This is a genomic window from Rhodococcus sp. C26F (assembly GCF_053345925.1).
Map to the genome: position 1 here is coordinate 54,079 of NZ_JBKFBA010000007.1, position 18,482 is coordinate 72,560.

The window sequence follows — 18,482 nt, forward strand, 5'->3', positions numbered from 1 at the left end:
GGGCAAGCCGGAGGGGTCGATCCTGTGCTCTCCGCGTGAACCCTGCTCTTCCGCCGTCGTGTCCCTACAATCCGGGAATGGGGAACAGGTCGGTCACCAGTTACGACGTCGCTCGCCGCGCAGGGGTGTCGCAATCGACGGTCTCGCGTGCCCTGCGCGACGACCCGCGCGTCGTGGAGAAGACCCGCCTGCGCATCCGGGCTCTCGCGAAGGAGATGGGGTACGTCCCGCACGTCACGGCTCGCAGCCTGATCACCCGGAAGTCGTCGACCATCGGGATCGTCAGCGGCGACCTGCACAACCCGTCGTACCCGACGCTGGTGAACACCCTGCAGGACTGCTTCGCCCGCAACGACTACCGGGTCCTTCTCATGAGCGACCGCACCGAGGGATCTCTGGAGAAGGACATCCTCGCGTTGCGCGGGGGACTGGTGGACGGCGTCGTGTTCATCTCCTCGCGACTGGATTCACCGATGGTGTCCGAGATCATCGACTGGAAGATCCCCCTGGTCATCCTCAACCGCGACGTCGACGGCCGGTACGCGCACCGGGTGGATCGGGTGACCTCCGACAACATCGGTGGCGGCAGACTCGTCGCCGACCATCTGCTCGACATGGGGCACACCCGCATCGCGCTGATCTCCGGTCCGTTGGACAACCCCAGCATCCGGTTGCGTGAGAAGGGCTTCCGCGACCGGCTCGAGGAGCGCGGTGTACCCATCGATGAAGCGTGTGTCCATCGTGGTGCCGTGGACGCGGCCACGGGTCTCGCCGGCGGGTTGACGCTGATGGCCGGACCGGATCGTCCCACGGCGGTGTTCTGTGCGACGGACTACATCGCCTACGGCACTCTTGACGCCGCCAAGCGGCTCGATCTCGATGTGCCCGGTGAGGTCTCGGTGGTGGGATACAACGACCTGCAGCAGTCGAGCTGGTCGATCTTCGATCTGACGACCGTGCGCCAGCCGCTCGAGGACATGGCGGTGGCCGCCGCGGAGCTGCTGCTGGCGCGGATCGACGGGGACGAGGGACGGCCGGTGCATCGGAACTTCGACGTCGAGTGGGTGCAGCGGGGGAGTGCGGCACCCTGTTCGGTGCCCTTTGCGCAGTCCGTCGCCGATCGTTAACGCGGGCAACAATCCCGTTACCCGTCGACACACATCCGGCAACAACTCCTGAATACATTCGAAGTCACAGCGAGCCAGGCAGTGCCGCCGGATCGCTTCCTCGAATCTCCCCGCCTCTCAGGAGTGAGTGACATGGAAATCGGCGTCTTCATCCCCATCGGCAACAACGGCTGGCTCATCTCCAAGAGCGCCCCGCAGTACATGCCGTCGTTCGATCTCAACAAGACGATCGTGCAGAAGGCGGAGGAGCACGGCCTCGACTTCGCACTCTCGATGATCAAGCTCAAAGGCTTCGGCGGGGAGACCGAGTTCTGGGACCACAATCTCGAATCCTTCACGCTCATGGCCGGTCTCGCGGCCGTCACCGAAAAGATCAAGCTCTTCGCCTCCACTCCGATCCTCACCCTGCCGCCGGCGATGGTCGCCCGGATGGCGTCGACGATCGACTCGATCGCTCCCGGCCGGTTCGGCGTCAACATCGTGACCGGTTGGGCGCCCAACGAATACACGCAGATGGGTCTGTGGCCCGGTGACGAGTACTTCGGCTACCGCTACGCGCAGGCCACCGAGTACGTGACGGTGATGAAGCAGTTGTGGGCCGACGGCGTCAGCAACTTCAAGGGTAAGCACTACACGATGGACGAGTGTGTGCTCTCGCCGAGCCCGTCCGGAGGCGGGGTACCGATCGTCGCGGCGGGACAGTCCAAGAGCGGCATGAAGTTCGCATCCGAGATGGCCGACTTCAACTTCATCATGGGCACCGGTATCAACACCCCGACTGCCATCTCGGAATCCGTGGCGACCCTCGTCACCGCGGCCGGCGAGACCGGCCGGGACGTCGGTGCGCTGACCCTGTTCATGATCATCGCCGACGAGACGGACGAAGCGGCACAGGCGAAGTGGCAGGACTACCACGACAACGCCGACCTCGCCGCACTCGGATACATGGCCGACCAGTCCGCCGCCGACGCCACCGCCGACCATTCCTCCACGGCGAAGACCATCTCGCTGCCCGAGGGTGCGGTGAACTTCAACATGGGCACCCTCGTCGGCTCCTACGAGACCGTCGCGAAGATGCTCGACGAGGTCGCGGAACTCGAAGGCATCAAGGGCATCATGCTCACCTTCGACGATTTCGTCGAGGGCATCGAGAACTTCGGCACCCGCATCCAGCCTCTGATGAAGAGCCGCAACACCATCCAGGCCGCCGCAGCCTGACACGAACGACGGGTGGGNGGAGCGCGAGCGTCGAGCCGCGCTCCCACCCGTCCTCCCATTTCCAGGAGGTTCCTCTTGACTTCGCGCACCCTCGACGTCGCCATCGTTCAGGCCGGCGAACTGACCGAGGACCTCCTCGGCAACCTTGCCGGGCTCGCCGCCCTCGTGCGTGCGGCAGCTGCATCCGGTGGCGACGGCACCACCCCCGACCTGGTGGTTCTGCCCGAACTGATCACCACCCCCTACTTCTGCACCAGCCACGACGTCGACTGCACGTCCTGGGCCGAGACCATCCCCGGCGATGCCACCGATCTGTTCGGCGCGCTCGCGCGAGAACTCGGATGCGCCATCGCCTTCGGAGTCTTCGAACGTACCGCCCACGACGTCACCCACAACTCCGTCGTGATGATCGACGCCACCGGTGAGATCCTGAGCTGGCGCACCCCCGACGGCGGAACACTGCCCGCCTACCGGAAGCTGTCGCTGCCGGCGAGCAAGGTCGGCGACGTCGACATCGACGAGAAGTACCACTTCGCACCCGGGCAGGCACCCGCCACCGTCGACGCCTTCGGCACCCGCTTCGGATGCGTCATCTGCTACGACCGCACGTTCCCCGAGAACTGGGCGGTCGCCCGCGCACTCGGCGCCGAGGTGATGCTCGCGATCGTCTCGTCGCTCGGCACCCGCGAGGACCTCTTCCTCGCCGAACTGCAGACCCGCGCCCTCGAATCGCAGATGTGGATCGTCGCGGCCAACCGCGCCGGCCCGGAGACCCTCAACGGGGTGACGGTCGACTACTTCGGCCTGTCGTGCGTGATCGCCCCCAACGGTGCGATCGTCGCCCAGGCCCCGGCCCATCGGGCGGGGGAGACGTTGCGGTTCACCCTCGACCTCGACGCGGTCCCCGCGCAACGCGCCGCCTTCCCTCTCACCCGGGACCGGCGCCCGGACGTACTGCGTCTGCTCGCAGACCTCACCGCGGGCACCGTGCGGCCCGCTCCGCTGCCTCGGCCGGCCTCCGCGACGACCGAGGTGCTCCGATGACCACCACCGACTATCCCGACCTCACCGCCGCATCGGCCACGACCGTCGACGACCTGCTCCCGCAGGCCCGCGCCGACATGGAGCCGCTTCTCGAGGCGGGGCGACACACGGCCCTGGCCCCGGTGCCGGACGGTCCGGCCTGCGAGCCGGCGCATTCGGCCGCGTTGCTGGCGGCGAGCCCGGTCCTCGCATCGCCGATCGAAGCGCCGGCCTACTCCGCTCGCACCGACGCACCCGTGCACGAACTCGGCGTCCTCGACCTGCTCGCCGCCTACCGGTCCGCCGCGACCACCCCCACCGACGTCCTCACCGCGCTGCGGGCCCGATGGAGCGACCCGGAACTGTCCGGAGGAGCCGTCCTCGCCGTGATCGAGGGCGCCGACGACGCGGCCGCGGACTCGGACCGACGATGGAGCGACGGCACCGCACGCCCGCTCGAGGGCATCTTCTTCGCCGTCAAGGACATCATCGACGTGGCCGGGGCGCCCGTCACCGCGGGCTCGCGCACCACCGGCGACCGCATCGCGGCGACCGACGCGACCGTCGTGGCCCGCCTCCGCGCGGCCGGAGCCATCCCCGTGCTCATGACCGCCACCACCGAGTTCGCCTGCGGTGCACCGCACAACGCACGCTACGGTGCCGTGACCAATCCGTGGGACCGGAACCGGTGGACCGGGGGATCGTCGAGCGGTTCGGCCGGCGCGCTCGCTGCGCGGCTCGTCCCGCTCGCCCTCGGCACCGACACCGGTGGATCCATCCGGGTGCCCAGCGCCTTGTGCAACCTCACCGGCATCAAACCGACCTACGGTCTCGTGCCGCGCACCGGCGTCGCGTCGCTGTCGTGGACCCTCGACCACATCGGTCCCATGGCACGTTCTGCCGCCGACCTGCGGATCGTCCTGGAGGTGCTCGCCGGGTCCGACGGTTACGACCCTGCTGCCGTCCCGGACGAGACGGGGCAGCAGGTGCGGGACGGGCTCGCCGTCACGGGAACCTCCGCCGTACCGTCCCTCGCCGGTGTACGCCTCGGCGTCCCCACCACCTGGTTCACCGAACTGTGCGACGCCGGCGTGCTCGCCGCCTGGGAGACCGTCGTGGACACCTTCCGCACCCTCGGCGCGGAGATCGTGCCCGTCGACATCCCGGACGCCCACCAGCTCCACGACGACGTCGCGATCGTCATGACCTGCGAGCTCGCCTCCAATCAGGAGGGCGCCCTCGAGAAGTTCGCGCTGTACGACATCGGCACGCAGGTGCGGATCGCGCGCGGACTCGTGCCCTCGGCGGTGGACTATCTGCGGTCGGTGCGCCGGCGCACGCTCGCCCAGCAGGACGCGATCCGTGCCTTCGACACCGCGGGTATCGATGTGCTCGTCACGCCGGGTATCGGCGCCACGGCGGCGCGGTTGTCGGACGTGACGATGGAGATCGACGGGGCGCGGTACCCGATGCAGTCGATCGTCGGCCGGAACACGGGCCTGTTCGACTATCTCGGCCTGCCCGCCGTCATGGCGCCCGCCGGCTTCTCCGACGGGATGCCGGTCGGTGTGCAGTTGGTAGGACGGCCGTGGGCGGACGACACGTGCCTGCGCCTGGCGCAGGTCCTCCAATCCGTCACCGACGTCCACAACCGCCGGTCCGATGGATAGCCTGGCCCCGCAGCGTCATCCGCATCCGTGGCGGGTGTTCTCGGCGACGAGCATCGGGGTCGTCGCGGTGTTCCTCAGCCTGAGCGGGTTGACCGTCGCACTGCCCACGGTCGCACGCGAACTCGATGCCTCTGGCGCCCAGTCGACGTGGATCCTGCTCGGCTACATGCTCGTCACGACCGCCCTGATCCTGGTGTTCGGCCGGCTCGCCGACATCATCGGGCGAAGGCCGCTCTACCTCGCGGGACTGATCACCTTCACCGTCGCGACGGGACTGTGCATGCTGGCGCCGTCGGCCGGATGGCTCGTCGCGGCCCGGGTTCTCCAGGGTGCCGGCGCCGCCGCTGTCGTCACGAACAACACGGCTCTGCTCACCGACACCTTCCCGCCGCGGACCCTCGGTCGGGCGCTGGGCTGGAACGCGACGGTCGCGGCCGTCGCACAGGTGGTGGGACCGGTGATCGGCGGTGCCGCCACTGCAGTCTTCGGGTGGCGCGGGCTGTTCGTCGTGGTGCTGCCCGTGGGGCTGCTCGCGATCGCCGCGTCGATCGCGGTGATTCCACGCAGTCCCTCCAGGGCGGTGACCCGGGAACCCTTCGACGTCTCCGGCGCGGTGCTGTCCACCGCGCTGCTCGCCGCGGTCGTCCTGGCTCTCACCCCGGGGGTCGGTTCGATGCCCTGGTTGCCCTGGGCGTGCGGCACGGCGAGCCTCGTCCTCGCCGGGGCATTCGTCGCGGTGCAGATCAGACGGACCCATCCGCTCGTCGACCTGTCGTTGTTCCGCAACCGAGGTATCGCGCTCGTTCTCGCCGCGGTGCTCGTCAATGCGATCGCCACCTACGCCGTGACGCTGCTCGTGTCGCTGTACGGGCAGGCGGTGAGCGGAATTTCCGCGGTCGCCGCGGGTGCGCTGGTGATGCCGGTCGCGATCGGCACCGTCGTCGCCGCGGCAGCAGTGGGATCTCTGATGCTGCGTTTCAGTCCTCGCACGCTCACCGCTACCGGCATGGGACTCAACGCCGTCGGTCTGCTCGGAGTGGCACTGTTGTTGTCGCCGGACGGCGGCTCGCTCGGGGCGACCGCGCCCTTCCTGTTCGTACTCGGTTGCGGCACAGGACTGTTCATGACACCGAGCACCAGCGCCTTGATGCTCACCGCCCCCGCGGACCGCCGTGGCATCGCCAACGGGCTGCGCTCGACCCTGCAGAACGTCGGCTACCTGCTCAGCACCGCACTGGCGCTCGTCTTCGCTACTGCCGGCCTCAGCGCTGCTGCCCGCCAGGCCGCCTACGGCGGAACTCTCGGCACGCTCGGCAGTGCGGAGGTGGCGCGGTTCGTCGACAACGTGCGAGCGGTCGGCATCGCGCTCGCCGTCGTCGCCCTGCTCGGTGTCGGCGTGTGTCTTGCCTTTCCGCGCCGCAATCCGGCCGCGACCGTCCACACCCTCGAATCCGTCACCCCACTGAAGGAGTCCGCATGACCATCGTCGATCGTGCAGAACAGGCCGCCGACTACGCCCGCGCCGGTTTCGGGCAGGAGCTCCAGCCCGGAACCCGTCCCGCGCTGGTCGTCGTCGATCCCGCCCGTGCCTACATCGATCCCGACTGCCCGCTGTATGCAGGGGTGGAGGAGAACGTCGAGGCGATGCGCAGCCTGCTCACTTCCGCGCGCGAGGCCGGAATCCCGGTGGTGATCACCGAGGTTCGTCTGCGCGCCGACGGTGCCGACGCCGGGGTGTTCTTCAAGAAGTCGGGCACCCTCGTCGCGTTCTGCGAAGGCAGTCCGTACGGAGAGTTGATCGAGGGTCTCGAACCGACGTGCGCCGAAATGCTGGTGACGAAGAAGTATCCGAGCGCGTTCTTCGGCACCACTCTCAATTCGCACCTCACGTCTCTCGGCGTCGACACCGTGCTCATCGCCGGGTTGTCCACCAGCGGTTGCGTCCGCGCGACGACACTGGATGCGATGCAGCACGGCTTCGTTCCGATCGTCGTGGAAGATGCTGTGGGAGATCGTGATCCGGTGATCCATTCGTCGAACCTGTTCGACATGCAGCAGAAGATGGCGGAGGTGTGGCCGCTCGGCCGGGCACGGGAGTACCTGGAGACGATTTCCGCACGCAATTAACACGAATGAACCAAGGATGTCGCCGCACGCAACACGCTGCGGATACATTCGAAGTCATCGCCTTCCCCAGCCGGTCCCGCAACGACGCGGCCGCTTCTTCTTCGGCACACTCCTCATCCCCCAGGAGAATCCATGCGTCATTCCCTCCCCGGCCGCGCTGCGATCGCCGCGCTCGCCTTCTCGGCCATCTTCGGTCTCGCCGCGTGCAGCAGCGGTGGCTCGGGTGGCGGCGACGTGTCCGACGCCGACGTCACCGCCGGAATCGAGTACGCCCGCGCCCAGCTCGCCCTGTACGAAGCGGACCCGGAGTTCACGCTCGAGGCCGAGCCGTTCCCGATGAAGGACATCGCCGGCAAGACGATCTTCGCGATCCCCACCAACAGCGAGAACCCGTACAACGTCGCCGTCGACGAGGAATCGAAGAAGGTCGCCGAAAGCTACGGCGCCACCTGGATCGAGTACACGAACCAGGGTCAGCCCGCCCAGTGGGCGACCGGTGTCGAACAGGCCGTGAACCAGAAGGTCGATCTCATCATCCTGTCGCAGGGTGTCGACGCATCCCTCATCAAGCCGGCGCTCGAAAAAGCCGAGGCAGCGGGGATTCCCGTTCTGCTCACCCATACCATCCTGCGCGGCGAGCCGGTGCCGACTGACCTCGAAGGGCTGATCGACGCCACCACCGACGCCCCGCTCTCCGAGGCCAACCGGCTCACCGTCGACTGGATGATCGACCGCACCGAAGGCGAGGGCAACGCGCTCATCATCACCTCCAACGAGGTTCCGCCGGCGAAGGCCGAGGTCGCTGCGATGGAAGACGAGATCGCACAGTACTGCCCGAAGTGCACCTACAAGATCGTGAACGTCCCGGTCACGGAGTGGGCCACCAAGATCCAGTCCGAGGTGCAGTCCGCACTCTCCGCCGACCCGAACATCAACTTCATCCTGCCCATCTACGACTCGATGTCGCTCTACGCCCAATCGGGCATCAAGGCCGCGGGCAAGACCGGCCAGGTCGAGATCTCCTCGGTCAACGGCACCCCCGCCGTCCTCAAGATCCAGCAGGACGACGGCATCGTCACCATGAACGTCGGTGAGTCCATCCCGTGGCTCGCATGGGCGACGATGGACCAGGCCGGTCGCCTCCTGCTCGGCTACGACCCCGTCCCGAACGGCGCACAGGAAACCCCGCTCAAGCTCATCACCGCCGAGAACATCGACGAGACCGGCACCCCGCCGCAGCCCGACAAGGGCTACGGCACGGCCTACGTCACCGGTTACGAAGCACTGTGGGGGCCCAGTGAGCAGTCCTGATCCCATCGTCAACATCGTCGGTCTGTCCAAGACCTTCGGTGAGCACACTGTGCTGAAGAAGGTCGGCCTGACGATCCACGCCGGTGAGGTGCACGGTCTGCTGGGTGAGAACGGTTCCGGCAAGTCCACGCTCATCAAGGTCCTGGCCGGCTTCCACGCCCCCGACCCCGGCGCCGCGCTGCAGGTGCGCGGCAGGGACGTGACACTGCCGGTCCCGGCCGGTGGATTCCGCGACCTCGGCATCAGCTTCGTCCACCAGGACCTCGCCCTCGTACCCGATCTGTCGGTGGTCGAGAACCTCCGCGTCGGACCGGTCGTGGCCGGATCGAGGCCGTGGATCTCGTGGCGACGCGAGAAGCGCACCGCCCGAGCGCTGTTCGAGCGCTTCGGACTTCACATCGATCCCGAGGCACCGGTGTCGAGCCTGAACGAGACCGAACGTGCCCTCCTCGCGATCCTGCGGGCGACCGAGGAACTGGGGGAGCGTCGCACCCTGCTCGTGCTCGACGAACCCACGGTCTTCCTGCCCCGCGAGGGCACCGACCTGCTGTTCGCCGTCGTCCGCGAAATCGTCGCCGACAAGAAGGCCGCCGTCCTGTTCGTCTCCCACGACCTCGACGAGGTGCTCGACCACACCGACCGCGTCACCGTGCTGCGCGACGGGGTGTCGCAGGGCACGCACCGCACCCGCGACCTCACCGCGACCTCGCTCATCGACCTCATCGTCGGACGCAGTCTCGACTCCGCCGACCCGCGCGTCGCCGGGCCCGTCCGCGACTTCGAGGACGTTCCCGCCCTCGCCCGGATCGAGGACCTCGAGACCACCACCGTCGACGGTGTCGGGTTCGACGTGCGGCCCGGGGAGGTCGTCGGACTCACCGGCATCGCCGGCTCGGGCTACGACGACGTGCTCCCCGCCCTGTACGGGGCGCGGCAGGCTCATGGCGGACGGCTGACGGTCGGCGACGACAGCGTGGACCTGCCCGCGATGACACCGATCGACGCGCTGGCCCGCAAGGTCGTCTACGTGCCGCCGGACCGCAAGGTCGAGGGCAGCGCACCCGAGCTGACCGTCGCCGAGAACGTCACCCTGCCCGTGCTCGGTACAGGCTTCGTCAAACCGCGAGCGCTGAAGGACATCGCGACCGCGCTCGCCGAGCACTGCGACGTCCGGCCACGGGACCCGCAGGCCGTCTACGGGTCGCTGTCCGGCGGCAACCAGCAGAAAGCTCTGCTCGGCAAGTGGCTCCAGACCGACCCGGTGCTGGTGCTCCTCGCCGAACCCACCCAGGGTGTGGACATCGGTGCCCGCGCCCGCATCTTCGAGATGCTGCGGGAGACCGCGCGTGGAGGAGCGGGCATCGTCGTCGCCAGCTCCGACTACGAGCAGTTGTCGGTCCTGTGCGACCGCGTCCTCGTCTTCTCCCACGGGCACATCGTCGCCGAACTCACCGGCGACAACCTGTCCAAACACCACATCTCGGACAGTGTTCTCGGTCTGACCCGACAGGAAGTGATCGCCTGATGTCCGTCACCATCGACAAGAGCACCACCGCGAAAACCGAATCCACCGGATCGGATCCCGCGCGCCCCCGTCGCTCTCTCGGTCCGCTGTTCGAGAAGTACGCGCTCGTCCTGGCGCTGGTCGCCGTCGTCGTCGTGTTCAGTGCCCTGCGACCCGAGACCTACCCGACCGCCAACAACCTGCAGAACATCCTCGGCTCCCAGGCCGTCCTGCTCGTCCTGGCCCTGGGGCTCATCGTCCCGCTCACCGCCGGCGAGTTCGACCTGTCGGCCGTGTCGACGATGTCGCTGGCCGCCATGACCATCGCGGTACTGAACGTGCAACACGGCTGGTCGCTGCTGCCGGCCATCGCTGTCGCCGTGCTCGCGTGCCTCGTCGTCGGCCTGATCAACGCACTGCTGGTCGTGCGATTGCAGATCGACTCGTTCATCGCGACCCTCGGCAGCGGAACCGTCGTCCTCGGTGTGGTGCAGTGGATCTCCGACTCGACCTCGGTCACCGGTGTCGACTCCGCGCTCGTGGACGCCACCATCGGCACCCGCATCTTCGGGGTGTCGCTGCAGTTCTACTACGCTCTCGCCCTGGTGCTGATCATGGCGGTGGTCTTCCAGTACACCCCGATCGGACGCCGACTGCTCTTCGTCGGACGCGGTGCCCAGGTGGCCCGACTCAGCGGCCTGCACGTCGACCGCATCCGCGGCGGTGCGCTCGTCACCTCCGCGCTCGTCGCGGCTCTGGCCGGCATCGTCTACGCCGGCATGCTCGGTGGCGCCGACCCGTCCTCCGGCCAGTCGTTCATGCTGCCGGCCTTCGCGGCCGCCTTCCTCGGCGCCACCGCGATCGTCCCCGGCCGCTTCAACGCCTTCGGCACGCTGGTCGCGGTGTACTTCCTCGTCGCCGGGGTGGTCGGCCTGCAGATGCTCGGTGTCGCCAGCTTCGTCCAGCAGTTGTTCTACGGCGGCGCACTGGTGGTCGCGGTCGCGCTGTCCGGCGCGGTGCGACGCCGCACGGCGTCACGTTCCACCCGCTGAGGCGGGCCGCGAGATCGTCGAATGCGAGTGCCTCGTCGTGTTGCGCGGCTGTCACGGTTGCGCAACACGGCGGGGCACTCGTCCCGTATCAGGACGAACGCTCCGGAACCCTGCTCCGAGGACTCGCGCAACGCGCGCGTTACCGCTACGGAACCGAATCGCCGCCGCTCGCCGACGACACTTCACACGCCACCGCGGACATGCGGTCACCCAGTTTCGGAAAGAAAAGGCGGAAGACATGTTTCATCTCGGATGGTTTCTCGGAAGCGGCTTCGGCATCCAGCCCTGGAACCCGGCCGGCGGCGACGGTGTGTACACCGGCGCGAACATGCGGGACTGGATGAAGCCGGATCTGTACGTCGATCTCGCGGCCTCGCTCGAGCGCGCCTGCTTCGACTACATCCTCATCGAGGACACGGCGATGGTCGAGGACAGCTACAACGGTTCCGCTGAGGTGTCGCTCCGACGGGGCTTCATGGCACCGAAGAACGATCCGATGCCCCTCGTGCCGCTGATGACCCAGCGCACCAAGCACATCGGCATCGTTCCCACCGTCTCGACGATCCAGTACCACCCCTATCTCGCCGCCCGCCTCTACACCACGCTCGACCACCTCACCGAGGGCCGGGTGGGCATGAACGTCGTCACCTCGGTGACCGACCGCGTGGCCCAGAACTTCGGCTTCGAGCAGCATTTCGACCACGACGAGCGGTACCGGATGGCCGAGGAGTGGGTCGAGGTCGTCAAGCAGCTCCAGCACTCCTGGGATGTCGACGCCGTGGTCGCCGACGACGTGAACGGCATCTACGCCGACCACACCAAGGTCCACCCCATCAACTTCGAGGGCGAGTACTTCCGCTCGCGCGGCCCGCTCAACACGATCCCCGGTCCGCAGCGCGACATTCCCGTCGTCTCGGCAGGCGGCTCGGTGCCGGGCCGCGAACTCGCTGCCCGCCACGGCGACACGCAGATGGCGATGTGTAAGACCGTCGAGGACATGAAGGCCTACCGGGACGACATCCACCGCAGGATGATCACCCACGGCCGCAAGCCGAGCGACATCAAACTGCTGTTCCTCGCCACCCCGATTGTCGCGCCCACGGACGCCGAGGCGCAGGAGAAGGCGGAGGCGCTGCGCCGGTACCGGTACACCGATGCCGCGGTGGAGTACAACCTCTGGAACATGAGCTACACGAGCGGCGGGCGCATCGACTTCGGGGCGATCGACCTAGACACCCCGGTCGCCGACATCGACCTGTCCAAGGGCAACGGCGAGCGCTCCTCGATCGCCAACCTCTTCCAGGACACCGAGGACAAGACCCTGCGGCAGGTCGCGGCCGAGTCCTTCCAGATCACCGACCTCGGTCTCGTCGGCAGCCCCGACACCGTGGCCGCGAAGATGGAGGAGATCATGGACGAGGTCGGGGGTGACGGCTTCCTGCTGTACGCGCCGATGACCCGCCACAGCATCGCGGAGATCGCCGACGGACTCGCACCCGCACTGAAGCGTCGCGGTGCGATCCGCGACGGATACACCTACACGACTCTGAACGAGAACATCCACGAGTTCTGATCCCGGTGGAACCGATCGAGGGCCGCATCCACCCGGTGCGGTCCTCGACCGGTTCGGCACCTCCGCTGTCCACCGGCCCGTAGTTTCCGGAGACCGAGAAGTATGAGAGAGAACGTCATCATGAGAGAGCGAGCCACGCATCCCCGCGCGGTGGGTGGCTCGGCCGGCAACCGCAACACCCTCTCGCGGCGCGTGCACGACATGTTGCTGGCCTCGGTGCATCACGGCATCTACGCCGAGGACCAGGTGCTCGTCGAGGATCAGCTGATCGCCCACCTCGACGCGAGCCGCACCGCCGTCCGTGAGGCACTCCGGAAACTGGCGGATGAGGGAGTCGTCGAACGGCATCCGCGCAGCGGCACGATCGTGGTGAACACGGGAGTGCGGATCGCGTTGGAGGACATCCGTCTCGCCGACGGACCCCCGGACGAGATGGACATCGTCATCACCGAACAACGCACGGTTCCCAGCACCTCACTGCTCAGGACCCGGCTGTCGACCTCGGATCGTCGTCTGCGGATGGTGGAGAACACGTTCGTGCTGCACGGCACCGTAATCGGTATCCGCACGGCGTACTTCCGATGCTCCTTCGAGGCGGTGAGCTACGACGGGCGCGCGGCGATGAGCGAGGTGGCCGCCCGGTTCTTCGGACGCACCGTGTCGCGGATCGACACCTCGATCGGAGCGACGACGGCCGACGCGCGCACCGCCCGGATCCTCGGGATCGCCGAGGGCTCCGCGGTCGTCGTACGCAACCAGACCTTCTACGACTCCCACGAGCGCCCCATCCAGATCGCATTCGACCACTACCGCGCCGACCGTGTCACCTTCGTCCACGGGCGTCCGTCGACCGCCGCGGTCGCCTCTCCGCACCTGCACGCGACCGGCGGGCAGGACCCGGAGCGACACCACCCCCTGCGCTGAGAGACATCGGAGTCGAGTGGGATTGTCCTCGTAACGATTTCGAAACGCCGATGGGATAGAAACGACCCATGACCGGCGTGGAGTCCGGTCGGTGTTCCAGGAGGCACAGTGCAGCAGGACATGCGTCGCGACGATTCATCAGTGCGAGGTTCGACGAATCAGACACGCCGCGCATACGGCTTGATCCGATCGTTGATCAGGTCGGGTTTTCTCGTCGACGACGAACAACTCGTCGAGGACCGCCTCGTCAAGACCATGGGTATTCCGCGGGCCCGGGTCCGGGAGGCACTCCAGCAACTCGCGGCCGACGGACTGGTGGAGCGGCGCCGGCGTACGGGAACCCGAGTGCGACAGGAGTACTTCCAGGTCCCCGTCGACGACATCCTTCCGTGGCACACCCCACCCGGTTTCGCGGTGCGGCAGACAGACAATCGCGTGGTGCCGTCGGGGCCGTCCATCAGGACGCGGCTCGGAACCCACGACACCCGTGTGGGACTCGTCGAGCACGTCTTCGAACACGTGACGAGTTCCGGCGTGGAACCGTTGGGGGTACGGATGGCCTACTACCGCGAGCAGTACGAGCAGCCCAAGGTGTGGCAACGCTGCCCGAGCCTCGCCGACGCCTTCGCACTGGTCTACGGCGTCCCGTTGGGCAAGGTGGACACCGTGATCGACGCCGTCGCCTGCGACACGGACACCGCCCGCGTACTCGGCCTGCGCGAGGGTTCCCCCGTACTCATGCGCGAACAGCTCCTGCGCGATGTGGAGGGGACCGTGCAGGAGTACACCTTCTCGTACTACCGGGCCGATCGGGTGTCCTTCCCGCTCGGCACGGAACCCGAACGGGTGGGGCAGTGACCCGCACCTGACGATCGGCTCGGGAGGACGTGCCCGCATTCCGGAAGGAATGCAGGCATTTCCGTTTTCCGGGGGAGTGCGGCCCCGGCGAATAGGGGAGCGCTCTCGGCGTATTGACCGGATGCCGGATCGAGCCCGGACCGGCCGACCCCGTCGACCTGCACGAATCGCTCACCGGATGCAGCGCCCGAGAGGGTTACACGGCGAAATCGACGCGCAAATGCGTCGACCAGGCGGCGAAATCGATGCCGCGTTGACTGATCGTCGTCACTGAGGCGAACGAGTTGTGGTGTCGCCGTGAACTCGATCCCGTGCCCGGCCGATGCACTGCATCACGGGCGTGTAGCTGGAACCGGAGAACGCATGAAATCGCTCAAGCATACGGCCGTCGGGGCCCTCTTCCTCGGTGCGTCGCTCGCACTGTCCGCCTGCACGGCGGCCACCGACGTCGGATCGGACGACACTACGGACAGGACCCTCTCCGCCTCGGCGCAGGAATGCGTCGACGGCGTCCAGACGCGTCTCGCCGCCGCGACCGCTCCGTCCGAGCTGATCGCCCCGACCGCACCCCTGGACCTCGCCGCGCTCCAGGGCGACACCATCTGGTTCATCACCGTGACGATGAACCAGTTCTCGGTGGACATGGTCGAAGGTGTCGAGGAAGCCGCCGAGGCCGCCGGGATGAAGGTGGTCCGCTTCGACGGCCAGGGCATGACCAACCGCTTCAACGAAGGCATCGAACAGGCCGTCGCGCAGAAGGCGGCCGGCATCATCCTGGTCGGTATCGATCCGAGCGTGGTGTCGTCGGCACTGGCCTCCGCCGAAGCCGCCGGCATCCCGGTGCAGAACACCCTCAACTCCGATCCGGACGACGCGGTCCCGTCGGGCATGTACGGCAACCTCACCGCGGACTTCAGCGCCGACGGGGCGATGGCCGCCGACTGGGTCATGGCCGACAGCGGCTGCGCCGGGAACCTGGCGATCATCTCGTCCACCTCGGTCACCGTGTGGGACTACCTCGCCCAGGGCGCGAAGTCGCAGATCGAGGCGGAATGTCCCGACTGCACCGTGACGATCATCGACGTCGACGTCGCCAACGTGGCGACCGATGTGGGCAGCCAGCTGCAGACCACGCTGCAGCGCCAACCCGACATCGACTACATCTTCCCCGTGTGGGACAGCGCCGTGACCTACGTCGACCCCGTGCTGGCCGCGGCCAACTCCAAGGCCAAGGTCCTCAGCCGCGACGGTCTGCAACCGAACCTCGACGCGATCGCGGGCGGTTCCGGCCAGGACATGGACATCGCGACCCCGCCCGCCGGCTGGATCGGCTGGCTGGCCGTCGACGACCTCGCCCGCGCGATCCTCGGTGAGAGCGCCCCGGGCTACGTGATCCCGACCCGCGTCGTCGACGCCGACAACGTGGGTGATGCGAGCGTCGAGTCGATCGCGCCCGAATACTCGGACTACCAGGTGGCATTCGTGTCCGCGTGGTCCTCGGCTCAATAACCGGCCGAACAGGAGATCCCATGACGACTTCCGCCACGACCCCCGACACGACGCTCACGGAGACGGTATCCCCCGTGACGAAGAGTTCCTCCCGCTTCGACGGGGCGTTCGAACGCTGGGCCCTCGTCGGCGCACTCGGACTGCTCGTCCTGCTGTGTGTCGCCACCCTCCCTCAGTTCCGCACGGCATCGTTGTTCACCACGATGCTCAACGCCCAGTCCCTGGTGCTCCTGCTCGCTCTGACCGCGACTATCGTGCTCCGGCTCGGAGACTTCGACCTCTCCATCTCGCAGACGATGGTGGCGACAGCGGCGATCGTGGCCGTGATGACGAAGAACGGCTATCCGGCCTACGTCGCGATCCTCACCGCCCTCGCCCTCGGCGCGCTGGTCGGAGCCATCAACGCACTCATCGTGGTGCGGGTGGGTGTCGACTCGTTCGTCGCCACACTCGGCTCGTACACGGCGCTGGCAGGTTTCGCGTACCTGATCACCGACAGCCGGATCGTGGCCGGCGTCCCCGACGGTTTCGTGAACTTCTCCCGCTCGCAGTTGCTCGGACTGCCGATGATCACCTGGTACGCCTGGGTGCTCGTGGTGGTCCTCTGGTACGTCTACCAGCGCACGCCGCTCGGCCGGTACACGGTCTTCATCGGGGGCAACCGCGCCGCGGCACGGTTGGCCGGCATCTCCGTCGACCGCATCCGGACCTCGGCGTACATCGTGTCGGGTCTGATCGCGGCCTTCATCGGTATCTGCTTCGCCGGATACTTCGGAGCGGTCGACCCGAGCGTCGGCGCCCAGTACATGCTGCAGCCCTTCGCGGCAGCCTTCCTCGGCGCGACCGCGATCACCGTGGGCCGGTTCAACGCGTGGGGCACCGTGGCCGCCCTCTACCTGCTGACAGTCGGCATCACCGCACTCCAGTTGCTCGGCGCACAGACCTGGGTGACCAACGTCTTCTACGGACTCGCGCTCATCGTGTCGGTCACCGCCGCCAAGCTGGTCGGCAAGCGCCGGGCAGGAGCCCGGACATGACGGCACTCAACGTGGTCGGCCTGCGCAAGTCCTACGGCGGCGCGGTCGCGCTCGACGGCCTGAACCTGCACGTCCGCCCCGGCGAGGTCCACGCTCTGCTCGGCCAGAACGGTTGCGGCAAGAGCACACTGGTGAAGTCGCTGACCGGGGTGGTGACGCCGGACGAGGGTTCGGTCGAGGTGTTCGGCCGCACCCTGACCCTGCCGGTGGATGCTCCGCACAAACACGGCATCGCCGTCATCCACCAGGACATCGGGCTGGTCGATGACATGACCGTGCTCGAGAACCTGGGAGCGAACGCCAGGTACGGTGCTCGTCTGCTGGCCCCGGTGCGGGTCGGACGGGAGAAGGCCGTCTACCGGGAACTGATGAACCGGCTCGGATTCGACTTCCCGCTCGACGCCCAGGTGTCGACCCTCAGCCCCGCGGAGCGCGCCCTGCTCGCGGTGGTGCGGGCCATGCGCCTGATGGACGGCAACACCGACGAGCAGCTGTTCATCCTCGACGAGCCGACCGCTGCTCTGCCCCGTCCCGAAGCGTCCCGGCTGCTGGCGCTCATGCGGCGCGTCGCGGACACCGGTGCCGGCGTGATCTTCATCAGCCATCGGCTCGCCGAGGTCATGGAGGTGTGCGACCGCGCGACGGTGATGCGCGCCGGCCGCGACGTCGTCGAGGTCGCGATCGAGGACACGAGCCGCTCCGAACTCGTCGCCCACATGCTCGGGCGGCGCATGGACGACTTCTACCCGGCTCCTCCCGGCGTGGAGTTCGGCGCCCCGCGCCTGACGGTGCGGGGACTCAGCGGCCGGCGCGTCGCGGACGTCGATCTCACGGTCCGCGCCGGCGAGGTCGTCGGAGTCACCGGGCTTGCGGGCATGGGGCAGGAAGAACTGCCGATGCTTCTGGCCGGGGACGAGAAGCCCACCGCCGGAACCGTCGTGGTGGACGGAACCGAACTGCGCGCGAGCGATCCGCGGCAGGCGATCGACCACGGGATGACCCTCGTCCCGGGAAACCGGCTGCGTGACGGATGCTGGGTGGAAGGCACCGCCGAGGAGAACGTGATCCTCCCCGTGGTGCACCGGCACCGGCGCTGGAAAGGGCTGGACATCAACGCGATGCGTGAGCGTGCCGCCCGGCTGATGACCGAGGTGAACGTCCACCCCAACCGGCCCGAACTGCCGATGTCCGCCTTCAGCGGCGGCAACCAGCAGAAGGTCGTGTTCGCGAAATGGCTACAACTGGACCCCAAGGTCCTGCTCCTGGACGAACCGACCCAGGGTGTGGATCCCGGCTCGGCCAAGGACCTGCTCGCCGACGCGATGGCAGCAGCGACGAAGGGCGCTGCGGTGGTGGTGTTCTCCGGTGAGCACGAACTCCTCGCGGCCGTGTGCCATCGGGTGCTGGTGCTCCACCACGGCCGCCTCATCGACGAACTGTCCGGTCCGCGATCGACCGAGCAGCAACTGCTCGAAGCGTGCGAGTCCCCGGCGGACGACGCACTCCTGGCAACCCACTGACCTCGCCGTCGGATCCCGACGGCACAGAC

At 67.7% G+C, this 18,482-nt stretch carries 15 protein-coding genes; all 15 read left to right on the forward strand.

The genetic code is table 11. From position 1 onward, the window contains the following. Positions 1-77 precede the first annotated feature (77 nt). Positions 78-1,127: a LacI family DNA-binding transcriptional regulator gene (locus tag ACLBYD_RS10850; protein ID WP_447816440.1), complete on the forward strand. Its 1,050-nt coding sequence runs from the start codon at positions 78-80 to the stop codon at positions 1,125-1,127. Positions 1,128-1,259: 132 nt separating this feature from the next. Continuing rightward, the gene (gene rutA, locus ACLBYD_RS10855) at positions 1,260-2,345 is read left to right on the forward strand and encodes a pyrimidine utilization protein A (protein WP_447816441.1); all 1,086 of its coding nucleotides are present in this window, start codon (positions 1,260-1,262) and stop codon (positions 2,343-2,345) included. A gap of 75 nt (positions 2,346-2,420) precedes the next feature. Beyond that, positions 2,421-3,389: a carbon-nitrogen hydrolase family protein gene (locus ACLBYD_RS10860; protein ID WP_447816442.1), complete on the forward strand. Its 969-nt coding sequence runs from the start codon at positions 2,421-2,423 to the stop codon at positions 3,387-3,389. Further along, positions 3,386-5,038: an amidase gene (locus tag ACLBYD_RS10865; protein WP_447816443.1), complete on the forward strand. Its 1,653-nt coding sequence runs from the start codon at positions 3,386-3,388 to the stop codon at positions 5,036-5,038. Before ACLBYD_RS10860 ends, ACLBYD_RS10865 begins: the two co-directional genes overlap by 4 nt. Beyond that, positions 5,031-6,518, forward strand: a complete 1,488-nt coding sequence (locus ACLBYD_RS10870; protein ID WP_447816444.1) for an MFS transporter — start codon at positions 5,031-5,033, stop codon at positions 6,516-6,518. Before ACLBYD_RS10865 ends, ACLBYD_RS10870 begins: the two co-directional genes overlap by 8 nt. Further along, entirely contained in the window at positions 6,515-7,165 is a 651-nt protein-coding gene (locus tag ACLBYD_RS10875; RefSeq protein WP_447816445.1) for an isochorismatase family protein, read from the forward strand. Before ACLBYD_RS10870 ends, ACLBYD_RS10875 begins: the two co-directional genes overlap by 4 nt. Positions 7,166-7,297: 132 nt before the next feature. Beyond that, complete coding sequence (locus tag ACLBYD_RS10880) at positions 7,298-8,476, forward strand: sugar ABC transporter substrate-binding protein (RefSeq protein WP_447816446.1); 1,179 nt, start codon at positions 7,298-7,300, stop codon at positions 8,474-8,476. Next, on the forward strand, positions 8,463-10,001 hold the full coding sequence (locus ACLBYD_RS10885) for a sugar ABC transporter ATP-binding protein (protein ID WP_447816447.1): 1,539 nt from the start codon (positions 8,463-8,465) through the stop codon (positions 9,999-10,001). The genes ACLBYD_RS10880 and ACLBYD_RS10885 overlap by 14 nt, the downstream gene beginning before the upstream one ends. Further along, positions 10,001-11,032, forward strand: a complete 1,032-nt coding sequence (locus tag ACLBYD_RS10890) for an ABC transporter permease (RefSeq protein ID WP_447816448.1) — start codon at positions 10,001-10,003, stop codon at positions 11,030-11,032. Before ACLBYD_RS10885 ends, ACLBYD_RS10890 begins: the two co-directional genes overlap by 1 nt. A 238-nt stretch (positions 11,033-11,270) precedes the next feature. Next, positions 11,271-12,605, forward strand: coding sequence for an NtaA/DmoA family FMN-dependent monooxygenase (locus ACLBYD_RS10895; RefSeq protein ID WP_447816449.1), 1,335 nt, complete (start codon positions 11,271-11,273; stop codon positions 12,603-12,605). 120 nt (positions 12,606-12,725) lie between these two features. Beyond that, positions 12,726-13,529, forward strand: coding sequence for a GntR family transcriptional regulator (locus ACLBYD_RS10900; protein WP_447816450.1), 804 nt, complete (start codon positions 12,726-12,728; stop codon positions 13,527-13,529). A 120-nt stretch (positions 13,530-13,649) separates the two neighbouring features. Further along, positions 13,650-14,387, forward strand: coding sequence for a UTRA domain-containing protein (locus tag ACLBYD_RS10905; protein WP_447816537.1), 738 nt, complete (start codon positions 13,650-13,652; stop codon positions 14,385-14,387). Between the two features lie 363 nt (positions 14,388-14,750). Then, positions 14,751-15,896, forward strand: a complete 1,146-nt coding sequence (locus ACLBYD_RS10910) for a sugar ABC transporter substrate-binding protein (protein WP_447816451.1) — start codon at positions 14,751-14,753, stop codon at positions 15,894-15,896. 20 nt (positions 15,897-15,916) lie between these two features. Then, entirely contained in the window at positions 15,917-16,933 is a 1,017-nt protein-coding gene (locus ACLBYD_RS10915; protein WP_016692089.1) for an ABC transporter permease, read from the forward strand. Beyond that, on the forward strand, positions 16,930-18,453 hold the full coding sequence (locus ACLBYD_RS10920) for a sugar ABC transporter ATP-binding protein (RefSeq protein ID WP_447816452.1): 1,524 nt from the start codon (positions 16,930-16,932) through the stop codon (positions 18,451-18,453). Before ACLBYD_RS10915 ends, ACLBYD_RS10920 begins: the two co-directional genes overlap by 4 nt. Positions 18,454-18,482: the final 29 nt, after the last annotated feature.

Excerpts from the sequence above, each read along its gene's own strand:
- ACLBYD_RS10850 (WP_447816440.1), top strand. The coding sequence starts at position 78 with ATGGGGAACAGGTCGGTCACCAGTTACGACGTCGCTCGCCGCGCAGGG.
- rutA (WP_447816441.1), top strand. The coding sequence starts at position 1,260 with ATGGAAATCGGCGTCTTCATCCCCATCGGCAACAACGGCTGGCTCATC.
- ACLBYD_RS10865 (WP_447816443.1), top strand. The coding sequence starts at position 3,386 with ATGACCACCACCGACTATCCCGACCTCACCGCCGCATCGGCCACGACC.
- ACLBYD_RS10870 (WP_447816444.1), top strand. The coding sequence starts at position 5,031 with ATGGATAGCCTGGCCCCGCAGCGTCATCCGCATCCGTGGCGGGTGTTC.
- ACLBYD_RS10875 (WP_447816445.1), top strand. The coding sequence starts at position 6,515 with ATGACCATCGTCGATCGTGCAGAACAGGCCGCCGACTACGCCCGCGCC.
- ACLBYD_RS10880 (WP_447816446.1), top strand. The coding sequence starts at position 7,298 with ATGCGTCATTCCCTCCCCGGCCGCGCTGCGATCGCCGCGCTCGCCTTC.
- ACLBYD_RS10890 (WP_447816448.1), top strand. The coding sequence starts at position 10,001 with ATGTCCGTCACCATCGACAAGAGCACCACCGCGAAAACCGAATCCACC.
- ACLBYD_RS10895 (WP_447816449.1), top strand. The coding sequence starts at position 11,271 with ATGTTTCATCTCGGATGGTTTCTCGGAAGCGGCTTCGGCATCCAGCCC.
- ACLBYD_RS10900 (WP_447816450.1), top strand. The coding sequence starts at position 12,726 with ATGAGAGAGCGAGCCACGCATCCCCGCGCGGTGGGTGGCTCGGCCGGC.
- ACLBYD_RS10905 (WP_447816537.1), top strand. The coding sequence starts at position 13,650 with ATGCGTCGCGACGATTCATCAGTGCGAGGTTCGACGAATCAGACACGC.
- ACLBYD_RS10910 (WP_447816451.1), top strand. The coding sequence starts at position 14,751 with ATGAAATCGCTCAAGCATACGGCCGTCGGGGCCCTCTTCCTCGGTGCG.
- ACLBYD_RS10915 (WP_016692089.1), top strand. The coding sequence starts at position 15,917 with ATGACGACTTCCGCCACGACCCCCGACACGACGCTCACGGAGACGGTA.
- ACLBYD_RS10920 (WP_447816452.1), top strand. The coding sequence starts at position 16,930 with ATGACGGCACTCAACGTGGTCGGCCTGCGCAAGTCCTACGGCGGCGCG.